The sequence below is a fragment of the Frankia sp. CcI49 genome (assembly GCF_001983215.1).
Lineage (GTDB): Bacteria > Actinomycetota > Actinomycetes > Frankiales > Frankiaceae > Parafrankia > Parafrankia irregularis.
The window spans coordinates 165,997-183,091 of sequence record NZ_MOWP01000026.1 but is presented as its reverse complement, the minus strand read 5'-3'; the positions used below and the strand labels follow the sequence as shown (position 1 = coordinate 183,091).

General features: G+C 70.4%; 14 protein-coding genes. 9 read left to right on the top strand and 5 right to left on the bottom strand.

The window, feature by feature from the left end; translation table 11 throughout:
- Positions 1-2: 2 nt before the first annotated feature.
- On the bottom strand, positions 3-1,160 hold the full coding sequence (locus CcI49_RS22800) for an ABC transporter ATP-binding protein (protein WP_076829147.1): 1,158 nt from the start codon (positions 1,158-1,160) through the stop codon (positions 3-5).
- Positions 1,161-1,409: 249 nt separating this feature from the next.
- Positions 1,410-2,492: a PD-(D/E)XK nuclease family protein gene (locus tag CcI49_RS22795; RefSeq protein WP_076829145.1), complete on the bottom strand. Its 1,083-nt coding sequence runs from the start codon at positions 2,490-2,492 to the stop codon at positions 1,410-1,412.
- Between the two features lie 202 nt (positions 2,493-2,694).
- Between CcI49_RS22795 and CcI49_RS22790 the strand changes: the two genes are divergently transcribed.
- Together CcI49_RS22790 and CcI49_RS22785 are read left to right on the top strand one after the other, a co-directional pair.
- Entirely contained in the window at positions 2,695-3,885 is a 1,191-nt protein-coding gene (locus CcI49_RS22790; protein WP_054566124.1) for a site-2 protease family protein, read from the top strand.
- Between the two features lie 199 nt (positions 3,886-4,084).
- Complete coding sequence (locus CcI49_RS22785) at positions 4,085-5,179, top strand: tRNA (adenine-N1)-methyltransferase (RefSeq protein WP_076829144.1); 1,095 nt, start codon at positions 4,085-4,087, stop codon at positions 5,177-5,179.
- Between the two features lie 225 nt (positions 5,180-5,404).
- Here the strand turns inward: CcI49_RS22785 and CcI49_RS22780 are convergent, their stop codons facing one another.
- The gene (locus CcI49_RS22780; protein ID WP_054566126.1) at positions 5,405-5,773 is read right to left on the bottom strand and encodes a ferredoxin; all 369 of its coding nucleotides are present in this window, start codon (positions 5,771-5,773) and stop codon (positions 5,405-5,407) included.
- 120 nt (positions 5,774-5,893) lie between these two features.
- Between CcI49_RS22780 and arc the strand changes: the two genes are divergently transcribed.
- The 5 genes from arc to prcA all read left to right on the top strand — a co-directional run bounded on the left by arc (position 5,894) and on the right by prcA (position 11,957).
- Positions 5,894-7,699: a proteasome ATPase gene (arc, locus tag CcI49_RS22775; RefSeq protein ID WP_006539392.1), complete on the top strand. Its 1,806-nt coding sequence runs from the start codon at positions 5,894-5,896 to the stop codon at positions 7,697-7,699.
- A 391-nt stretch (positions 7,700-8,090) separates the two neighbouring features.
- Positions 8,091-9,608: a depupylase/deamidase Dop gene (dop, locus tag CcI49_RS22770; protein ID WP_347280134.1), complete on the top strand. Its 1,518-nt coding sequence runs from the start codon at positions 8,091-8,093 to the stop codon at positions 9,606-9,608.
- Positions 9,609-9,829: 221 nt separating this feature from the next.
- Positions 9,830-10,048, top strand: a complete 219-nt coding sequence (locus tag CcI49_RS22765; protein ID WP_054566127.1) for a ubiquitin-like protein Pup — start codon at positions 9,830-9,832, stop codon at positions 10,046-10,048.
- Between the two features lie 357 nt (positions 10,049-10,405).
- A complete protein-coding gene (gene prcB, locus CcI49_RS22760; protein WP_193209700.1) occupies positions 10,406-11,227 on the top strand; it encodes a proteasome subunit beta in 822 nt (273 codons plus the stop codon).
- 1 nt (position 11,228) lies between these two features.
- The gene (prcA, locus tag CcI49_RS22755; RefSeq protein ID WP_054566129.1) at positions 11,229-11,957 is read left to right on the top strand and encodes a proteasome subunit alpha; all 729 of its coding nucleotides are present in this window, start codon (positions 11,229-11,231) and stop codon (positions 11,955-11,957) included.
- A 109-nt stretch (positions 11,958-12,066) separates the two neighbouring features.
- Here prcA and rsgA read toward each other — a convergent pair whose 3' ends face one another.
- Together rsgA and CcI49_RS44515 are read right to left on the bottom strand one after the other, a co-directional pair.
- Positions 12,067-13,074, bottom strand: a complete 1,008-nt coding sequence (gene rsgA, locus CcI49_RS22750; protein WP_241840205.1) for a ribosome small subunit-dependent GTPase A — start codon at positions 13,072-13,074, stop codon at positions 12,067-12,069.
- 706 nt (positions 13,075-13,780) lie between these two features.
- Positions 13,781-14,266, bottom strand: coding sequence for a helix-turn-helix transcriptional regulator (locus CcI49_RS44515; RefSeq protein WP_076829143.1), 486 nt, complete (start codon positions 14,264-14,266; stop codon positions 13,781-13,783).
- 207 nt (positions 14,267-14,473) lie between these two features.
- Between CcI49_RS44515 and CcI49_RS22740 the strand changes: the two genes are divergently transcribed.
- Positions 14,474-15,601, top strand: coding sequence for a hypothetical protein (locus tag CcI49_RS22740; protein WP_076829142.1), 1,128 nt, complete (start codon positions 14,474-14,476; stop codon positions 15,599-15,601).
- A 151-nt stretch (positions 15,602-15,752) separates the two neighbouring features.
- Positions 15,753-17,066 (top strand): hypothetical protein, encoded by a 1,314-nt coding sequence (locus CcI49_RS22735; protein WP_198955599.1) that lies wholly within the window; start codon positions 15,753-15,755, stop codon positions 17,064-17,066.
- Positions 17,067-17,095 lie beyond the last annotated feature (29 nt).

Genomic DNA, 17,095 nt, shown 5'->3' with positions numbered 1-17,095 from the left:
CCTCAGGACCACCCACCCGGCTGGGGCCGGCCGATCGCCGGCCCACCGGGGCGACCCCCGCGCGGGTCCGGGCGGCCGAAGTCGACGGGAGCCGTGTCCGTGGGGCCCGGCGCCGCGTAGCCGGACACGCCGCGATCGGCGGGGCCACGGTCGGACCCGCTGTGGTCGGACGCGCTGTAGTCGGACCTGCTGTGACCGGCCGCGCCGTAGCCGGGCGTCAGATCGCCGGGGTACTCGTCATCCGGGGCGTCGTAGTCACCGTGGTCGGCGTCGACGGGGGTCCGCTGGGGGCGCGCGGACCGCGGCCGAGGCGGCCCGCCGTCGAACGGCCCGTCGTCGAACTCGGTGTCCGGGTGGGCGCCGGCACCTCCGCGGGCGAGCGCGTCCAGGTTCTTCATCCGGTCCAGGACGGCGTCCGGGGTCGGTTCGGCCATCGCGTCGACCAGACGACCGTCCGCGAGGAAGATCACCTCGTCGGAGTACGAGGCGGCCGTCGGGTCGTGGGTGACCATGACCACGGTCTGACCCAGCTCACGCACCGAGTCGCGCAGGAACGACAGGACCTCCGCACCGGACTGCGAGTCGAGGTTGCCGGTCGGCTCGTCGGCGAAGATGATCTCCGGCCGGGTGACGAGCGCGCGGGCGCAGGCGACCCGCTGCTGCTGCCCTCCGGAAAGCTCCGGTGGGCGGTGGCCGAGCCGCTTCTCCAGACCGACGGCCTCGACGACCATCCGCATCCACTTCTTGTCGGGCCGGCGGCCCGCGATGTCCAGCGGCAGGGTGATGTTCTCCGCCGCGGTGAGCGTGGGCAGCAGGTTGAACTGCTGGAAGATGAAGCCGATCCGGTCCCGGCGAAGCTGGGTGAGCTGCCGGTCGCCCAGGCGGGAGAGATCGATGTCCCCGATGAAGACCCGCCCGGAGGTGACCGGGTCCAGGCCGGCGAGGCAGTGCATCAGGGTCGACTTGCCCGAGCCGGACGGGCCCATGATCGCGGTGAATCTGCCGTAGGGGAAGGTCAGGTCGATACCGCGCAGGGCGGTCACCGCGGTGGGGCCCGAGCCGTAGACCTTGGTGAGCCTGGAGGCGCGCGCGGCTGAGCCCTGCCGGCGGCCGGAGCCACGGCGGGCGGGCGGGTGGTCCGATGCGGGGCGTCGGGCCATTGCGTTCCTCCAAGTCGCGTACTACGTCACCGGCCGGCGGGTGCTGCCCGTGCGGCGCCTCCGGTCCGGGGGCTCCGAACGAACAACGCGGAAGGTAAGATCAACATCTTTCCGCCTGACATGTTCGCAGCTGACGGTAACCGGCCCGGCCTTGGGCCGTACTGTCGGATATTCCGGACATGCTCCCACCGGTCACGCCGGGTGACCACACCGCGGGTGTGGACCGCTCCCGACTGCGCCGCCCACCGGTCAGCCATCGGCCTCACACACCGCGGGCGCGCCGTCGTCGACCGGCACCTCGGCCACGCTTTCCGGCAGCGGCGGAGGCGTCCCGCCGAAGGCCGGGCAGCGCACCTTGTGGTCGCACCAGTCGCACAGCCGGCCCGGGGTCGCCCGCCAGTCGCCCGTGCGGTGGGCGCGCGCGATGGCCGCCCACAGCGCCTCGATCCGGCGTTCCGTCGCCCGCAGCTCGGCCTCGTCCGGAGCGGCCCGCAGCCAGGTGCGGTCGCCCAGGTAGTACAGCCGCAGCTCCCGCGGCAGAACGCCACGGGAACGCCACAGGACCAAGGCGTAGAAGCGCATCTGGAACATCGCCGCGCCCTCGAACGCCGGGCCGGGAGACCGCCCCGTCTTGTAGTCGATGACGCGCAGCGCGGTGCCCTGCGGTGTCTGGGCCTCGTCCAGGCGGTCGACGTAGCCGCGCAGCCGCAGGCCGGACCCGAGAACGTGCTCGACGTACAGCTCGCGCGCCGCCGGCGCGAGCCGGCGAGGGTCCTCCAGGGTGAAGTAGCCGGTGAGAAGGTCGCGGGCGCTGTCCAGCCAGGCCGCCAGCGCGGTCGGATCGGTGAACAGGCCGCCCAGCGACGCGTCCCGCGCCAGCAGGTCCGCCCAGACCGGCTCGACCAGGCCCGCCGCCGCCGGCTGGGTGCGCTCGCGGGCGGGGAGATCGAACAGCCGCTCGAGCACCCCGTGCACCACCGTGCCACGGGTCGCCGCCTCACTCGGCGGTTCGGGGATCCGGTCGATCACCCGGAAGCGGTAGCGCAGCGGGCAGTTGACGAAGTCGGCGGCCCGAGAAGGCGACAGCGAGGCCACCGGACGGGGGCCCTGCGACGGAACCGACGGAGCCGCCGGATCCCCGGCCCGGCCGGGCCGCCCGCCGAGCTGCCCGGGAGAACGACCCTCGGCGCCCCGGCCGGCGGCACCCGGCGTGCCGGACACCGGCCTCGCCGCCGCCGCTCCCTCAGCCGCCGCAACCTCCGCCGCCGGGGCGTCGGTAGCCGGTGCGTCGGCAGCCGGAACAGGTGGGGCGGAGGCCGGTCCTGTGCTCATGGGTCCGACCCTAGAACGCCCCACCGACACGATCGGTCCCGGCTCGTGCCGGTGCCGGTCGCGGTGTCCCGAACGACCGTGGCGCCAGCCCTGTCCGTGAACCGGGCGTGACGCAGCCCACCGGGAGCAACCGGGCATCTGTGGGAGGAGGGGCGTCATCCGGACCGGACAGAGCGCCGGTTGGTCCGTAGCATCTACACCTATGGAGGGTCAGCCCGGTCCGGGGCAGCGCAGAGCATCGGGGGCGACCGAGCCGCCCGAGCGGCGCCCGGCCGAGCGTCCACAGGGGCTGCGGGTCGGCGCGGTGCACGGCGTCCCGATCTTCGTGTCGCCGATGGCGCTGGTCTTCGCGGCACTGGTCGCCTCGCTGCTGGTCGGCACGATCGGGAACCGGCTGCCGTCCGCGACCGACGAGCACGTGCTCGCGCTGTCCGTCATCGTGTCCGTGGGTTTCGTCCTGTCGCTGCTCGCGCACGAGATCGGGCATGCGCTGACCGCGCAGGGCTTCGGGCTGCGGGTCCGGTCGGTGACGATTCACGGGTTCGCGGGCTTCACCGAGTTCGAGCCCGAGCCACCGTCGGCTGGTCGCGAGTTCCTGATCGCCTTCGTCGGCCCGGCCGTCAACGGCATCCTCGCCGGCCTCTGCTGGCTGGGGCTGCTGGCCGTCCCGGACGACGGAAGCATCGGAACGGTGCTGTTCTACCTGGGATTCACGAACCTGACGCTGTTCGTGTTCAACCTGGCACCCGGCCTCCCGCTCGACGGCGGTCGCGTGGTGGTCGCCGCGGTGTGGGCGATCGGGCACGACAGGCTGCGCGGCCAGCGGGCCGGGGCCTACGGTGGCTTCGTCGTCGCCGGGGCGCTGGTGGTGTGGGGCACGCTGACCAGCTCGGACGGGTTCGGCGCCTTCTACGCGTACCTCCTCGCCGGTTTCCTGGGCTTCGGGGCCTACCAGTCGCTGCGGCTGACGAAGGTGCGGGAGCGGCTTCCGGGACTGTCCGCGGGGCGGCTGGCCCGGCGCACGCTGCCCGTCGAGGGCGCGGTGCCGCTCGGCGAGGCGCTTCGGCGGGCGCAGGAGGTCGGCGCGACGGCCGTCGCCGTCATCGACCGGGGCGGCATGCCGGTCAAGATCATGAATGGTCTGTCGGTGGACGCCATGCCGCAGCACCGCCGGCCGTGGACGACCGTCGACGAGGTGAGCCGGACCATCGGCCCGGGGATGACCCTGCAGGCCGAGCTCGAGGGCGAGGCGCTGCTGTCCGCGGTGCAGCGCGTCCCCGCTCCGGAGTACCTCGTCGTCCAGCACGGCCGGCCGGTCGGTGTGCTGGCGATGGTCGACCTCGTGGCCAGGATCGACCCCGCGGCCGCGGCCCGTATGGTCTCTTCTCGGTGACGTTTCGAAAAGCAGGGCGTGTGGTGGCCGTGGGCTGACCGCGGGCACGCGCCGAGAGGACATCGAGATCAGTACTGACCCGACCCCGCCGCACGCGGTCGCGTCCGGCGCCCATGCGGAGCCGGCGGCGAGCGAGCACCGTGAGAACGAGCCGACGCCTCGCCCAGACGAGGCCCAGGAGCCGGTCGAGCTCCTGCCCGTGAGCGGGGAGATCCCGCCCGACCTGGGAGAGATCGCGGCCGGTCGAGCCCCGACCGGTGCCGCGCATCGCCGCGGGGTCTTCACCAAGGGCGACCGTGTCCAGCTCACCGACCCGAAGGGCYGGCGGCACACGGTCGTGCTGGAGCCCGGCAAGCAGTTCCACACCCATCGCGGCGCCATCCCGCACGACGACCTCCTCGGGCAGCCGGAGGGCATCGTGGTCCACAGCACCGGTGGAACCGACTACCTCGCGCTGCGACCGCTGCTGGCCGACTTCGTCCTGTCGATGCCGCGCGGCGCGACCGTCGTGTACCCGAAGGACGCGGCGGCGATCGTCATGTACGCGGACGTGTTCCCGGGGGCGCGGGTCCTCGAGGCGGGTGCCGGGTCGGGGGCGCTGTCGTGCGCCCTGTTGCGCGCGGTGGGCGACGGGGGCCGGCTGGTCTCCTACGAGCGCCGGGCCGACTTCGCGGAGGTGGCACGCAAGAACGTGGAGGCGTTCTTCGGTGGACCACATCCAGCGCACACGCTGCACGTCGGCGATCTGGGTGAGGCGTCCGAAAAGGGTATGGACAGGGTGATTCTGGACATGCTTGCCCCCTGGGAGGTCGTGGGTGTCGCGGCGGACGCGCTCATCCCCGGCGGGGTGCTGTGCGCCTACGTCGCGACGACCACCCAGCTCTCCCGCACGGTCGAGACGCTGCGGGAGCACGGTGGCTTCGCCGAGCCGGCGGCCTGGGAGACGATGATGCGCGACTGGCACGTCGAGGGGCTGGCGGTGCGGCCGGGCCACCGCATGGTCGGCCACACCGGTTTCCTGGTGACGGCCCGGAAGCTGGCGGACGGCGTCACCGCCCCACCGCGGCGTCGCCGGCCCGCCAAGGGCTCCTACCCGGCCGGGCAGCTGGACCAGGGCAACCCGTCAGGTCTGGCGGACCCCGCGAGCCTGGTGGATCCCTCGAGCCTCCCGGGGCCCACGGGCGCCGCGGTGCCCCCCGGGCTGGCCGTGCCCTCGGGCGAGCCGGATCGGGCGGTCGGGCTGGATCAGCCGGACGAGGCGGGCCAGCCGGACGAGGCGGGCCAGCCGGACTAGGCGGACCATTCGGACGAGGCGGGCCAGCCGGACGGGCCGCGGCCGCGGGCGTAGAGCCGAGCCATGGGCGTGATCCGAGCCAGCGGCGTGCAGCCGGATGGCCGGATTCGTTCCGACCCGCCGGAGAGGCCAGGTGGGCGGGGGATGCGGCCGGTGCTGCTCGGGTGCCGTGGCCGCCGGTTTAGGCGGCGGGGTGGGCGGAGAGGTCTGCGGGGGTGAGCGCTGTCATCCGGCGTCCGCACGGGCCTGCTCCGCCGGCTCCTCCTGTGGGCCGCCGGCCTCCAGGGTGCCGTCCGCGTGTTCGAGGTAGATGCAGAAGCCAGGGCACTGCTCGGCGGCGTCACGGACCTCGGTGAGCAGCGGCAGCGGCACGACCACGTGGGTGCCGGGCTCGCTCTGCAGCTCGCCGTCGGCGTTCTTCACGTAGGCGAGGCCGTCGATGTCGAACTCGAACACGGAGGGTGCATACTGGACGCACAGACCGTCGCCGGTGCAGGAGTCCTGGTCGATGCGGACCCGGAGGTCGGGCGAGAGGTCGGGCGAATCGCCCGGGTTCACTGGTGTTGCCACAGAGCTCCGATCTTCTGTCACCATGGCACCGTAACCCGCTGTTTACGGCAAAGCCGCGTCGTACTCGTGCGACAGGCCTGCCAGCGGCTGTGACAACGGTAGTGTTGGTTGCGTCCCGGTCGGCACGGGGGAGGTGGAGGCGCGGTGTCCGGTCCCCGTTCGGGCTCTGGCTCCGGTGGGAGCACGGGTCGTCCTGGTGACGCCGATTCGCAACGGTCGGTGTCCGAGAAGGAAGTACACGAACTCACGACTCAGGTCACCTTCCTGGAGGAAGAAGTGGCCATGCTGCGGCGAAGGCTGTCTGAATCGCCTCGACAGGTACGTGTCCTGGAGGAGCGGCTTGCCCAGATACAGGCGGAGCTACAGACCGCCACCGGGCAGAACGACAGGCTTGTCGCGACCCTTCGGGAGGCACGTGACCAGATCATCTCGCTGAAGGAGGAGGTCGACCGGCTCGCGCAACCGCCGAGCGGGTACGGCGTCTTCGTTCATGGATACGACGACGGCACGGTCGACGTGTTCACGCAGGGCCGAAAGCTCCGCGTGACGGTGTCGCCGAACGTCGACGTCAAGCTCCTGCAGCCCGGTCAGGAGGTCATGCTCAACGAGGCGCTCAACGTCGTGGAGATCCGCGCGTTCGAGCGGCAGGGCGAGATCGTCCTGCTCAAGGAGGTCCTCGAGAGCGGTGACCGGGCTCTGGTGATCGGCCATACCGACGAGGAACGGGTCGTCATGCTGGCCCAGCCCCTCCTGGACGGGCCGATCCGAGCGGGCGACTCGCTTCTCATCGAGCCCCGGTCGGGCTTCGCCTTCGAGCGGATCCCGAAGTCCGAGGTCGAGGAGCTCGTCCTGGAAGAGGTGCCCGACATCGGGTACGAGCAGATCGGTGGGCTCAAGGGTCAGATCGAGTCGATCCGCGACGCCGTCGAGCTGCCGTTCCTCTACAAGGACCTGTTCCTGGAGCATCAGCTCAAGCCGCCGAAGGGTGTGCTGCTCTACGGCCCGCCCGGCTGCGGCAAGACGCTGATCGCCAAGGCGGTGGCGAACTCCCTGGCCAAGAAGGTCGAGGCACAGACAGGCCAGGGCTCCGGCCGGGCCTTCTTCCTCAACATCAAGGGTCCGGAGCTGCTCAACAAGTACGTCGGTGAGACCGAGCGGCAGATCCGGCTGGTGTTCCAGCGGGCGCGTGAGAAGGCGTCCGAGGGCATGCCGGTGATCGTGTTCTTCGACGAGATGGACTCGATCTTCCGGACCCGTGGCTCGGGTGTCTCCTCGGACGTGGAGAACACGATCGTTCCGCAGCTGCTCAGCGAGATCGACGGCGTCGAGCAGCTGGAGAACGTGATCGTGATCGGCGCGTCCAACCGGGAGGACATGATCGACCCGGCGATCCTGCGGCCGGGCCGGCTGGACGTGAAGATCAAGGTGGAGCGCCCCGACGCCGAGGCGGCCAAGGACATCTTCGCCAAGTACGTCCTGCCCGAGCTCCCGCTGCACGCCGATGATCTCGCCGAGCACGGAGGCAATCGCGAGGCGACCTGCCAGGGCATGATCCAGCGGGTCGTCGAGCGGATGTACGCCGAGAGCGAGGAGAACCGGTTCCTCGAGGTCACCTACGCCAACGGTGACAAGGAGGTCCTGTACTTCAAGGACTTCAACTCGGGTGCCATGATCGAGAACATCGTCGCTCGGGCGAAGAAGATGGCGGTGAAGGACCTCATCGAGAGCAACGTCCGGGGCCTGCGCATGCAGCACCTGCTGTCGGCGTGCCTGGACGAGTTCAAGGAGAACGAGGACCTGCCCAACACCACGAACCCGGACGACTGGGCCCGGATCTCCGGCAAGAAGGGCGAGCGGATCGTCTACATCCGCACGCTCGTCACCGGGACGAAGGGCACCGAGGCCGGGCGCTCCATCGACACCGTGGCGAACACCGGCCAGTACCTGTAGGTCGGATGAGCAGGTGGGTGCGGGCCGGTGGCGGGCCCGCACCGGCAGGGCACGCGCGGCGGCCGTCTCGCTAGGCGAGGCGGCCGCCGCCGCTTTGGTGTGCCGCCCCGCCGTAGTCCGGCGCGGCCCTGATGCGCCGGCCCAGGCCGGGAACTCGTGCCCTCGCTGTGGCCTCCTGCCGTGACCGTCGCACCCCATGATTCAAGATAGTCAACGGTGTTGACGTACGGTCGCCCCAAAAGTGATCATGAAAATTCGGGCTGCTGTTCCTGGTTCCGGAACCCGCAAAGACCACGCTTCCGTCGCCGAGGACCTTCCGGGCGGACGGGTCGGAACGACCAAGGGCGCCGTCCGGCCGCCCAGGTGGCTCCTCAGCACCTACGCTTGCAGGGTGAGCGTGCGCCGGATCATGGGGATCGAGACCGAATACGGCGTGTCCGTGCCCGGTCAACCCAACACAAACCAGATGCTGGCCTCGTCGTTGGTGGTGAACTCCTACGCCAACAGAGCCGCGACCGGGGGCAGTCGTGCCAGGTGGGACTTCGAGGAGGAGTCCCCGCTGCGCGACGCCCGCGGCTTCGAGCTGCCCAGGGAGCCCGCGGTCGATCCGAGCGCGCCCGCGAACGAGGATGACCTCGGGCTGGCGAACGTCATCCTGACGAACGGCGCCCGGCTGTACGTCGACCACGCCCACCCGGAGTTCTCGACGCCCGAGGTGACGAACCCACGCGACATCGTCCTGTGGGACAAGGCCGGCGAGCGGGTGATGGCCGAGGCGGCCCGCCGTGCTCTCGCGGTTCCCGGCACGATGCCGGTCCACCTGTACAAGAACAACACCGACAACAAGGGTGTCTCGTACGGGTGCCACGAGAACTACCTGATGGCCCGGTCCACCCCCTTCGGTGAGATCGTGCGGCATCTGACCCCGTTCTTCGTCTCCCGGCAGGTCGTCTGTGGCGCGGGCCGGGTGGGGATCGGCGCGGACGGGCGCGAGGCGGGCTTCCAGATCAGCCAGCGCGCGGACTTCTTCGAGGTCGAGGTCGGCCTGGAGACCACGCTCAAGCGCCCCATCATCAACACGCGCGACGAGCCGCACGCCGACCCCGAGAAGTACCGGCGCCTGCATGTGATCATCGGTGACGCCAACATGAGCGAGATCTCCACCTACCTCAAGGTGGGTACGACCTCGCTGGTGCTCGCCATGATCGAGGAGGGCTGGCTGGAGGTCGACCTGTCGGTGGACGCGCCGGTCGCGACCCTGCGGGCCATCTCCCACGACCCGTCGCTGCGGCACCTGCTGACGCTGCGCGACGGGCGGCGGATGACCGCGGTCCAGCTGCAGATGGAGTACTTCGAGCAGGCCCGCAAGTTCGTCGAGGACCGGCAGGGGGCGGACGTCGACGCCCAGACGGCCGATGTGCTCTCGCGCTGGGAGTCGGTGCTCGCTCGCCTGGAGGTCGACCCGATGTCCTGCTCACGGGAGCTGGACTGGGTGGCGAAGCTGTCGATCCTGGAGGGCTACCGCTCGCGCGACACGCTCGGCTGGGACTCGCCCCGGCTGCAGCTCGTCGACCTGCAGTACCACGACGTCCGGCCGGAGAAGGGCCTCTACAACCGCCTGGTGGAGCGTGGGCGCTTCAACCTGCTGCTCGGCGAGGATGAGGTCACCAGCGCGATGACGGAGCCTCCCGAGGACACCAGGGCGTTCTTCCGCGGCCGCTGCCTGGCGCAGTACCCGCAGCAGGTGGCTGCCGCGTCCTGGGATTCGGTCATCTTCGACATCGGCCGGGAATCGCTGCAGCGTGTGCCGACCCTGGAACCGCTGCGCGGCACCAAGGCCCACGTGGGTGCGTTGCTCGACCGTTGCCGTACCGCTTCCGACCTGGTGGACGCTCTGTCGGGGAACTGACACCCAACCGTTCTGGTGGGCGTGTCTCCGGAGGCCTGCACCGCGAGGCGGCGGTTCATCCGGGGATGGCGGACGGTGCCATGGGTGGTCGGAGTTTTTGCGCCCTCGGCGGACGAGGCGACGTCGTCGCAGGTTCGTGATGGAGTGGAGCACGCACCGGTCCATCGGAAGTTGTCGGTGGAGCGGGATAGTGTCGCCCCAGGCGATCGAAGGAGGCTCCCATGGCCCAGAGGGACAGCGGTGGCGGGCAGCAGCACACCAGCCGCCGCACCGACGAGAGTGGCGAGGCCCAGGTCGAGGAATCCGCTGCCTCGGACCTCAAGGAAAGGCACGAGAAGCTCTCCGAGGACGTCGACTCCCTGCTCGACGAAATCGACGACGTTCTTGAGGAGAACGCCGAGGAGTTCGTGAAGGGATACGTCCAGAAGGGCGGCCAGTAGGGTCTGTCGTCCCCGCGGGCGGTCAGGTCGGGCACTCGCCGTGCCCGGCTGACCGGCCCGCGGAGGGCTGCGGCGCTGCGCCCTGCGCTGCTTTGGTCGGTGCTGTTCCTGCCCTGCGCTGCTTCCGCCCTGCGCTGGCCCGCTGTCCGGTTGGTCCCGATGGAGGGTCGGATCGGGCCGGGTCGAGCGCCCGGCGCGGTGTGGCCCTGGTGGGACGGAGCGGGGCCACTGCCACTGCGGCCGCCCGTCACGCGACCTCACGTGGCATGTTGTGCGTCACCGGCGGCGGCGGCGGGCTGGGCCAAGGGGCCATCCGACGCTGCCGGGGGGAATGATCGACTATCTGAAGGGGGATGCGTGCCTGATCCATCGGGAGTCGGGCGTCTACCGGCTGTGTTCATGACGCCGGGAACGTCGTCGTTCACCGATTTCCTGTCCGTTGCGGCGCCGGAACTGCTTCCGGGCGCCCGCGGCCCGTTGCCCGCTCCGGTGACCGACGCGGCTCACGGCACCACCATCGTGGCCGTGACCTTTCCCGGTGGTGTGATCATGGCCGGCGACCGCCGTGCCACACAGGGGCACATGATCGCCCAGCGGGACGTCGAGAAGGTCCACCACGCGGACGAGTTCTCCTGCGTGGGGTACGCCGGCACCGCCGGCGTGGGCGCCGAGCTGATCCGCCTGTTCCAGGTGGAGCTGGAGCACTACGAGAAGATCGAGGGCTCCACGCTGAGCCTGGACGCCAAGGCGAACCGGCTCGCGTTCATGGTGAAGGGCAACCTTCCCATGGCGATGCAGGGCCTCGCGGTCATCCCGCTGTTCGCCGGCTTCGACACCGAGACCGGCCAGGGGCGGATCTTCTCCTACGACGTCGCCGCGGCGAAGTCCGAGGAGCGCACCTACGAGTCGATCGGGTCGGGTTCGGTCTTCGCCCGCGGCTCGCTCAAGAAGCGCTTCCGCCCGGACCTCAGCGCCGACGACGCGGTCCGGATCAGCATCGAGGCTCTCTACGACGCCGCCGACGACGACTCGGCGACCGGTGGGCCCGACCTGATCCGCAAGCTGTACCCGATCGTCGCCTCGGTGACCGCCGACGGCTACCGCCGCCTCACCGATGACGAGGTCGGCCCGGTGGTCGAGTCGCTCATCGACGCCCGCGCGCAGAATCCAGGAGGCTGACGTGACCATGCCGTTCGGTTACGCGAGTCCCGAACAGCAGGTCCGGGACAAGTCCGAGTACGCGCGCAAGGGCATCGCCCGCGGCCGGAGCGTGGTCGTCCTGACCTACGTGGACGGGATCCTCTTCGTCGCGGAGAACCCGTCCTCGACCCTGCACAAGATCAGCGAGATCTACGACCGCATCGGTTTCGCCGCGGTCGGCAAGTACAACGAGTTCGAGAACCTCCGCACCGCGGGCATCCGGATCATGGACACGCGGGGCTACATGTACGACCGCCGTGACGTTACCAGCCGGGCACTCGCGAACGCCTACGCGCAGACACTGGGTGCGATCTTCACCGAGAGCATCAAGCCCTACGAGGTCGAGATCGTCGTCGCCGAGGTCGGGGAGACCGCCGCGGCGGACCAGATCTACCGACTGACCTACGACGGCTCGATCGCGGACGAGCGTGGCTTCATCGCGATCGGTGGGCAGTCCGAGCAGGTGATGACCTCGCTGCGCGAGCACCACACCGAGGGCCAGCCGCTGGCCACCGCGCTGAGGGTCGCCGTGTCCGCGCTGACCGCCGGTGCCCCTCCGGGAACGGCACAGAACGGCGAGCGCACCCTGACGGCCGCCAACCTCGAGGTCGCGATGCTCGACCGCACCCGCAGCCGGCGACTGTTCAAGCGGATCGCCGGCAGCCAGCTCGAAAGCCTCCTGGCGGAGTCCGCACCCTCCTCGTCCTGACACGGGCGGTTGTCTCACCGCGCCGTCCCGGGGCCAGCCCCGGGACGGCGCCGCGCCTCAGTCAGCCCTGCCGCCGTAGGGGCTCGGCCGCTGCACCGTCAGGTTCGGCTCATCGATGCCGGCCCTGACGTTCACGGTCGGCGTACAGCCGACGCATCTCCTTGTGGGTGCTCTTCCACCGCGCCCGTTCCTCGGCGGCGAGCCGGGCGTCGTGACGGGCCTGGATCCAGGTGCTTTCCCGCTGGAGCTTCCGGTAGCTCGCCAGCCTTCGACTGGGCAGGGAGCCGTCCTCGACCGCGGCGAGCACCGCGCATCCGGGTTCGGAGCTGTGCTCGCAGTCGGTGAACCGGCAGCCGGACGCAAGCTCGGTGATCTCGGCGAAGGTCGAGTCGATGCCGTCACCGGCCCCCCAGAGCCCGACGCCGCGGATGCCGGGAGTATCGATCAGCACTCCGCCGGCGGGCAGGGCGATCAGCTCCCGGCGGACGGTGGTGTGCCGGCCCTTCCGGTCACTGGCCCGTACGGGCCCGACGGCGAGCAGGTCCGTGCCGACGAGGGCGTTGACAAGGGTGGACTTCCCCACGCCGGAAGGTCCGACGAGCACGGCGGAGCGACCGGCTGGGCTGGGCCCGGCCAGCTCGCCGCGCAGTTCGTCCATGCCGAGTCCGTCCGCGGCGCTCACGGTGAGGACGTCGACGCCGGGTGCGACTGCCGCCGCAGCAGACAGCCATTCCGAGTGGGTGGCCGTTCCGGTGACAGCCAGGTCGGCCTTCGTCAGGACGATCAGCGGTCTGGCACCGCTCTCCCAGGCCAGTGCGAGCAGCCGTTCCAGCCGGGCCATTCGTGGTGGCTCGGTGAGCGCCGCGACGACCAGCACCAGATCGATGTTCGCGGCGAGAGCCTGGCCGGTGGAGCGCCCGCCGGCGGTGGCGCGGACCAGCACGCTGTGTCGGGGGAGTACCTCGAGGATCACGGCGGCGCTGGCCGGGTCATGCGTAGCCGGTCGTCGCGGGCTGGGCGCGCCCAGGGCAACCCAGTCGCCGGTGCACGCAGACAGGAGCGGGTCGGCCGCGACGTCCCGGCCGATCTCGGCCTCGCACGGCCCGTGCTCACTTATCAGGCTGCATCTGCTCCGGTCGCGCCGGACGACCCGGGCCGGTGCCTGACCCGCCCGGCGACGGGCCGTGAACGCGGTTTCGTCCTTCTCAGTCCAGCCGTAGCGGCTCAGGAGAGGTCGCGGCGTGCCCGGGGCCGCGGGTGGTGGGCCCGCGGGTGGTGGGCCCGCCGGGAGGCCGGCGGAGGAGGGCAACCGGGGGTCGAGGGTCGGCGGTAGGGAGGGATTCCGGGGAAACGGCGGATTCTGCGAGGATGACGGAATACGAGAAGACAAGGTGGAGACCTTCGGGATGAGGCCTCCCTGACCCGCCAGGCGAACTCGAGACCACCCGGCCGGGCTGGCCGGATGGTCGTGGCGGGGCTCAGGCAGAGGCCTTGCGGACAGGACGGAACGACTCGTCTGAAGCGGTCAAAATCCGCGCGGCCATGGCCACCCTCTCCCGTGTTCTCACCTGCTCGATCACGTGCTGCCAGCGACCCGTCCAGCTCGGGCCGGTCAGGCGCCGTGGTTCTGGTCGTGCTCGCTCGCGGGTCGGGACATTACCTTGCCGGCGCCGCGGCGCCCACCGGTTTTCGTGCCGCCTGCTGCCCCGTGTACCCCGCCCGCGGGGAGAACACCCGCGGGCTCGCCGGCACCTGGTCCGCTCAGACCGGGCGTACCTGCCGCGCCGCCCAGCGGTGTCGGCCGGCGCGGCCGTGTTCTCGCCTCAGGGCTGCCGGAAACTGTCGGGTGTGAAGCCCGGGACTGACGACCCGAGGGCCACTGTTCCCATGGGCCTGGTGGTGGGCGCCGGCGCGGGGGACGTGTCGAAAAGCTGGGCCACCATAGCGGCGCGAGTCGAGACGGACAGCTTGGCGAATGTTCTGCGCAGGTGAGTGGAGACTGTCCAGGTGCTGATTTGCAACGTGCGTGCTATTTCTTTGTTTGTGTAGCCTCTGGCTACCATCTGCGCGATTTCCTGTTCGCGGGGGCTGAGTATCTCCGCGTTTTCTGGAAATGGGCTCCTGGGTGTGCGGGTAAGCAGGTAGCGGCGGCCTTCGATGGTGATGTCGAGCAACAGGGTGCTCTGGTCCGTGCACCCGGACTCGTCGACTGCGGCGAGGAGCTGCCGGAGTGCCGTCTCGACGGGTGTGCGACTTCGTTGGTGAGGAACCTGGTTCGTGGTGCGGTCGCCGAAAGGCGATCCGGGCATTTGGTCACCGCCCCCTTCGTCACCCCGCCCTCTGGCGGCATGTCGGTGCAAATGCCCAATAGTAAATTGATATCGACGTTCGCGCAATCACTCGAACGTGTGACCATCGAAAAGGGACCACAAGCGAGTTTCCTGCTTTCGAGTGACTACGCGCCGACCGTCGGCTGGGGCTACAACAGGACTGCTTCACCAGCCGAGGGAGGTTGCATGAGCACGCGTGAGCGGCAGCTCGAGTACGAGGCGGAGCTCGAACTGGAAGGCGAGGGTGAGGGGGAGAGCGAGCTGGAGGCGGAGGAGGAGGCGATCCTTTCGTCTCGCTTCCGTGGGGCGAGAGGAACGCTCGGCGGCGGGTCCGGCGAGTTCGAGAGCGAGTGGGAACTCGAGGGCGAGTACGAGCTCGAGGGTGAGTGGGAAGGCGAGTTCGAGAGCGAGTGGGAACTCGAGGGCGAGTACGAGCTCGAGGGTGAGTGGGAAGGCGAGTTCGAGAGCGAGTGGGAACTCGAGGGCGAGTACGAGTACGAGGGTGAGTGGGAAGGCGAGTTCGAGAGCGAGGAGTTCATTCGGCGGGCGTTGCGCAGAGTCGCTCCCATAGCCCGCAGGCTCGCCCCCCATGCGGCTCAGATCGTCGGCACCGCGGTCGCCGGACCCGCCGGTGGTCTGGTGGCCCGTCGGCTTGCGCAGGCACTCAGCGAGGCGGAGAGCGAGGGCGAGCTGGAAGGAGAGCTGGAGGCCACACCGGCGAGGAGCCGGGCAGTCGCGGAGATGATGGCGGCGGCCGCGACCCGTGCGCACACGCAGGCCGAGGCCGAGGCGTACGTGGGCGCGGCGACCATACAGGTGCTGACGGCTCGTGACCGCCGTGCGCTTCTCGAGCTCCTGCCCCATCTTGTTCACGGCATGGCAGCGCTGACCCGCATCCTCCACCGGCGGCGTGACACCCGGCAGGTCATCCGCACTGTCCCCCACATCGTGGGTGGAACCGCCAGAACACTGAGCCGGCGGGCCAGCGCTGGCCTCCCGGTGAACCGCCGGATCGCCGGTCAGGTGATGGCGCAGCAGACACGTCGTGTTCTCGCCAATCCACGGGTCATCTCCAACGTCGCCGCTCGCAACGTGCGGGCCACCCGCACGGTGGCGCGTCCGGCTGCGGCGACCAGGGCGGCGGGCACCGGCCTCCGTCGCCCGCCGAGCGGTGTGCGGCGGCCACCGCCAGGAGTAGTGGTTGCCCGCACGCCCAGCGGCCGGCTGGTTCCTGCCCGTGTCGTCCCGCTCAGCGGTGCCCGGGTCGTCCCTCGGGCGACCGCGGGTGCCCGCGGGGTGCCCCGGCGCATCTGAACCGGGGCTTGGCCACCCGTGGTTGGGCTGCCTGCGCGACTGGCAGCCGTACCCGGGTGCGGCAGCACTTGCTGGCGAGGCGACGATTCCAGAAGGCGGTGGGTACATGACAGCCCCTGCCCCGACCTTGCCGGGGACACGTGGAACTCCAGTGGCACGACGCGTCGGCGCACGCCGCTCCCCGGCGCCCCGCCCCGGCATCAGCCCGGTGCCCAGAGAGTTGCTCACGTGGGTCCGGGTTCAGTCCGACAACGCGGAGCGCCATGTGGCGGCGCTGCGCCCGTTCACTCGCGCCGAGTTCGGCACCGGGCCGGAGGCGCCGACCGAAGGGCAGGTCGCTGCCGCCAACGAGCTGGTCGATCTGCTGCGCGGGCAGTTGCGGCTGCGGGCACGAGAACTGGACCGGATGGTCCTGGCGGCGACGAACGTGCCGTCGCGGGACCACCTGCGGCGAGTCGTGCGGCAGAAGGAGGCGGCGCACGACGCCGCCCGGCGGGCGGAGCGGATCTGGGATTTCTACTTCGAGCTCTTCGGCCAGCGTCAGTCACGGTTCGGGACGTGGCTGCTGGGCTGTGACCGGATCGCTCTCGACTGCTACCAGTACGCCTACCTCGGTCTCGGTCGGGCCCGATCGATTCCCGCACCCGCGGCCTTCTCCTATATGCGGACGGGATTCTCTCCGGCGACCTTCCGGAGAGGGGTGCCGCTGCGCCGACTCGGACGTCATCTCAACCCCTTCCCACTCATCCAGCTTCCCTATCACCGGCTGGTGAACCCGTGGACGCTCGGCGCGATCCTGCACGAGGTGTCCCACAATCTGCAGAACGACCTGGGACTCGCGCGGGCCGTTCCGGCGCTGGTCGGCCATCGGCTGCGCGCCGAGGGCATACCGGCTCCGGTCGCGGCGGTGTGGGTCCGATGGAACCGGGAGACCTTCGCCGACCTCGCCGGCCTGCTGCTTGGTGGGCCGGCGGTGGTCTCGTCCCTGTTCGACGTGATCGGCAGAAGCCCGCAGTTCGTGACCCATTACAACCCGCGGGGCCCGCATCCGGTGCCGTATCTGCGGGTCTACCTGAGTATTGAGCTGCTGCGCCGGATGGGGCTGACCGCGGACGCCGACCTGTTCCGGAGAATCTGGAGCCGGGTCTATCCGGCCGCGGCCGCGAGGTCGCTTCCCGGCCCGCTTCGGGCGACCTTTCCCGACGCGCACCGGGTGGTTGTGGACGCGATGTGCTACACGGCGTTTCCCTCGCTCGGCAACCGGTCGCTTGCCCAGGTCCTGCGGTTCGAGGCCAAGGAACAGCAGATGATCGAGGAGGCGGCCAGGCGTCTCGCGACCGGAGACGATCCAGGTGTTGTGCCGGAACGCTTCCTGATCGGCGCCGCCCGTTTCGCTGTCGACCGCCGACTCGCCTCACCTCAACTGATCACCACCAACTTCTACCGAGAGCTGGCCAGGAGGTAGACGCTCGTGATCGAGACCTCTGCGGATGC

Bases quoted from the DNA above. Each gene is read 5' to 3' on its own strand.
- CcI49_RS22800 (WP_076829147.1), bottom strand. From the start codon at position 1,160: ATGGCCCGACGCCCCGCATCGGACCACCCGCCCGCCCGCCGTGGCTCC.
- CcI49_RS22795 (WP_076829145.1), bottom strand. From the start codon at position 2,492: ATGAGCACAGGACCGGCCTCCGCCCCACCTGTTCCGGCTGCCGACGCA.
- CcI49_RS22790 (WP_054566124.1), top strand. From the start codon at position 2,695: ATGGAGGGTCAGCCCGGTCCGGGGCAGCGCAGAGCATCGGGGGCGACC.
- CcI49_RS22780 (WP_054566126.1), bottom strand. From the start codon at position 5,773: ATGGTGACAGAAGATCGGAGCTCTGTGGCAACACCAGTGAACCCGGGC.
- CcI49_RS22765 (WP_054566127.1), top strand. From the start codon at position 9,830: ATGGCCCAGAGGGACAGCGGTGGCGGGCAGCAGCACACCAGCCGCCGC.
- CcI49_RS44515 (WP_076829143.1), bottom strand. From the start codon at position 14,266: ATGCCCGGATCGCCTTTCGGCGACCGCACCACGAACCAGGTTCCTCAC.
- CcI49_RS22740 (WP_076829142.1), top strand. From the start codon at position 14,474: ATGAGCACGCGTGAGCGGCAGCTCGAGTACGAGGCGGAGCTCGAACTG.